Source organism: Frankia tisae (genome assembly GCF_025403405.1).
GTDB classification, from domain to species: Bacteria; Actinomycetota; Actinomycetes; order Frankiales; family Frankiaceae; genus Frankia; species Frankia tisai.
Window position 1 is genome coordinate 1 of sequence record NZ_JANEZT010000553.1, and the last position, 2930, is coordinate 2930.

Annotated in this window: 6 protein-coding genes and 1 pseudogene; all 7 read left to right on the forward strand. The window is 73.7% G+C overall.

All coding sequences use genetic code 11. The annotated features are described in order from the left end of the window. Positions 1-817: type II secretion system F family protein (locus tag NBZ85_RS29670; RefSeq protein WP_261563240.1), on the forward strand; the 817-nt coding region annotated here is incomplete at its 5' end. A 27-nt stretch (positions 818-844) separates the two neighbouring features. Further along, entirely contained in the window at positions 845-1045 is a 201-nt protein-coding gene (locus tag NBZ85_RS29675; protein WP_256790507.1) for a hypothetical protein, read from the forward strand. A gap of 50 nt (positions 1046-1095) precedes the next feature. Next, positions 1096-1254, forward strand: coding sequence for a hypothetical protein (locus tag NBZ85_RS29680; protein WP_261563244.1), 159 nt, complete (start codon positions 1096-1098; stop codon positions 1252-1254). Positions 1255-1262: 8 nt separating this feature from the next. After that, entirely contained in the window at positions 1263-1598 is a 336-nt protein-coding gene (locus tag NBZ85_RS29685) for a hypothetical protein (protein WP_055752523.1), read from the forward strand. Then, positions 1595-2050, forward strand: a complete 456-nt coding sequence (locus NBZ85_RS32900) for a TadE/TadG family type IV pilus assembly protein (RefSeq protein WP_055752522.1) — start codon at positions 1595-1597, stop codon at positions 2048-2050. The genes NBZ85_RS29685 and NBZ85_RS32900 overlap by 4 nt, the downstream gene beginning before the upstream one ends. Then, entirely contained in the window at positions 2047-2478 is a 432-nt protein-coding gene (locus NBZ85_RS29695; protein ID WP_261563246.1) for a pilus assembly protein TadG-related protein, read from the forward strand. Before NBZ85_RS32900 ends, NBZ85_RS29695 begins: the two co-directional genes overlap by 4 nt. Continuing rightward, positions 2475-2930 (forward strand): annotated as a pseudogene (locus NBZ85_RS29700) (BTAD domain-containing putative transcriptional regulator); the annotation flags it as partial. The gene NBZ85_RS29695 and the pseudogene NBZ85_RS29700, both read left to right, overlap by 4 nt.

The window sequence follows — 2930 nt, forward strand, 5'->3', positions numbered from 1 at the left end:
GGAAGAGGCCCTGGCCCGGCTCGACCCCGCGCCCTCGACCCCTGTGGCGGCGGCGACGGTGCCGGCCGAGCAGGACGGCTGGGCGGTACGGGCCGGCCGGCCGTTCATCGGTCTGCTGCGCGCCGCCGGGCTGCCGACCGACGCGCTGCGCCAGGACCTGGCCGTGCTCGGGCGGTCCGCCGACGCTCACCTGGCGGAGAAGGCCACGGCGGGTCTGGCCGGGTTGCTGTTCCCGTCGGTGGTGGGGGTGGCCTTCGCCGCCGGGGGCCGGCCGTTTCCCTGGGCGGTGCCCGCCGCCATGGCGATCCTGCTCGGCGCCGTGGGGTTCCTGCTGCCCGACCTGACCGTGCGGGCGGAAGCCGAACGCAGCCGGGTGGCGTTCCGCCACGCCCTGTCGGCCTATCTCTCGCTGATCCAGGTGCTGCTCGCCGGCGGCGCCGGGGTGGAAAGCGCGCTGACCGACGCCGCGGGCATCGGGCACGGCTGGCCGTTCCTGGCGTTACGCCGCGCGTTGCGGACTGCCCGGGAAACCCGCGTCAGCCCGTGGGAGGCACTCGGCCGGCTCGGTGGCGAGCTTCAGATCTCCGAGTTGACCGAACTCGCCGACGCGGTCGCCCTCGCCGGCACCGAAGGCGCCCGCGTCCGCCAGTCCCTGGACGCCAAGGCCGCCACGCTGCGAGTCCGCCAGGCCCAGAACGCCGAAGCCGACGCCGAAGCCGCCACCGAACGCATGAGCATCCCCGGCGTCCTGATCGCGATCGGATTCATCCTTTTTGTCTTCTATCCCGCCCTGACCCAGATCACCCGCTCGTTGTAGACGCTGTATCTCCTCGGGGAGGCCCTGATGTTCACCTTCATCCGTTCCTGCTGGACGCGCTACACCAGCTGGGCCAGTCAGCCGCCCCACGAGCCGGAGCAGGACCGGGGCAGCAACACCACGGAAAGCGTCATCTGGATCGCCGCGCTGGCCGCCCTCGCCCTGGCCGTCATCGGAATTTTTGGCCCAGAAATCCTGGATGCTGCGCGAAGCGTCGCCTTCAAATAGCAGGCGACTCGTGGCAGCCCATCCCCGACCGGTCAAGGATCGACGCCGGCGTGCCCGCGGCCGTCCTGTGCCCGCCCGCCGGCCGGGTGCGGGCAGCCGCGGTCCCCGGCGGCAGCGACCACACCCGAGCCGTCCCGGCACCCGGCGACGGTGCGCCGGCCGCACGCCCGCCGCCTCTGGCCGCCGGGCGGAAGACGACGGCGCGCTGACCGTCGAGATGATTTTCGTGTTGCCGTTGCTGTTCACGGTGGTGATGCTGCTCGCGCAGGTCACGGTCTGGGCGCACGCCAGCCACGTCGCGCAGGCCACCGCCACTCGGGCGCTCGCCGCGGCCCGCGCCGACGGGGGCAGCACCGCCGCCGGCCAGACTCAGGCGCAGGCGACGCTCGACCAGCTCGGCCGCGCCACCCTCACCGACCCGCAGGTCACGGTCACCCGGAACGCCGTGCGTGCCGCCGTCCACGTCCACGGCACCGCTGCGAGCGTCGTTCCGGGACTACGCCTCGGGGTGAACGCCGACGCGGCCGGGCCAGTGGAGAGGCGGACACCGTGACCCCTGCCCCCGCGCCGCCCCGGCCCGTCGATCCCGGCCGGGACAGTGGCTCGGCCACCACCGAACTGGTGCTGATCATGCCGGTGTTGCTACTCATGCTGCTGTTCCTCGTCCTGTGCTACCGAGTGTCAGACGCGAAGCTGCGGATCGCCGACGTCGCCCACCAGGCCGCCCGTGCCGCCTCGATCGCCCGCAGCCCCGCCCAGGCCGGCGCCGATGCGCGTGCCACCGCGCAGGCCGCGCTGGCCGACGCGGGGGTCACCTGTCAGGACCTGACGGTCGAGACCGATCCCGCCGGTCTGACGCCCGGAACGCTGGTGCGGGTCCAGGTGGCGTGCACCGTCGAGCTACACGATGTCGCCCTGCTGGCGACTCCGGGCACGGCGACGCTGCACGCCAGCGCCACCAGTCCTGTGGACCAGCACGTCGACCAGCGCGCAGAGGCACCGTGACCCGCCGACCGTGGCGTGATGGCCGGGACGAGGGGACGGTCACCGTGTTCGTGGTGGTGCTGTTCGCCGCGTTCGTCATGTTCGGTGGGCTGATCCTCGACGCCGGCGGCGCGCTGGCGGACAAGACCAGCGCGATGGGCGTCGCGCAGGAAGCCGCCCGCGCCGGCGCCCAACACCTCGACCTGACCGCCTTCCGCCAGCGCGGAACCGTCCGTCTCCTGCCCGACCAGGCGGTCTCCGCCGCCCGCGCCTACCTCACCCAGGCCGGCGCCACCGGCACCGCGACCGTCGCGGACAACACGATCACCGTCACGGTCACCGTGGCCCACCACAACCAGCTGCTCGGCATCGTCGGACTCGACACGCTCACCGTCACCGCGACCGGCAGCGCCCACCCTGCCCCACCAGCCGCGGGGGCGGCCCCATGAGCCGCCCCGCCCGGCCTGTCCGTCGCAGGTTCGCCGCCGGCGGGCTGGCGCTGGTCCGCGTAGCCCGCGCCGCCGTCGCCCTCGCCGCGCTGATCGCCCTGATCGGCGGATTGCCGTGGGGGCTGTGGCATTTCATCGGCTGGCCGCTGCCCCACCAGGTGCCGTCCTGGGCGGAGATCTCAGCACGGCTGACCGGGCCGATGGACGACACCCTGCTGTTGGACATTCTCGCCGTGCTGCTGTGGCCGCTGTGGGCCTCGTTCACCGTCTCCGTCGTCCTGGCGGTACCGGACGTCGTCCGCGAGGCACGCTGGCCTGGCCAGAGCCCGCCGCTGCCCGTCGGTGGGATGCGGGGGTTGACCACCTTCCTCCTCGGCGCGGTACTGCTCACCGTCCTCCAGTCCCGCGGCCCTCTCACCCCACCCGGCGGTCCCGCCGCCGCGCCGGCCCCC

Coding starts and splice junctions, on each gene's coding strand:
- NBZ85_RS29675 (WP_256790507.1), top strand. CDS start 845: ATGTTCACCTTCATCCGTTCCTGCTGGACGCGCTACACCAGCTGGGCC.
- NBZ85_RS29685 (WP_055752523.1), top strand. CDS start 1,263: ATGATTTTCGTGTTGCCGTTGCTGTTCACGGTGGTGATGCTGCTCGCG.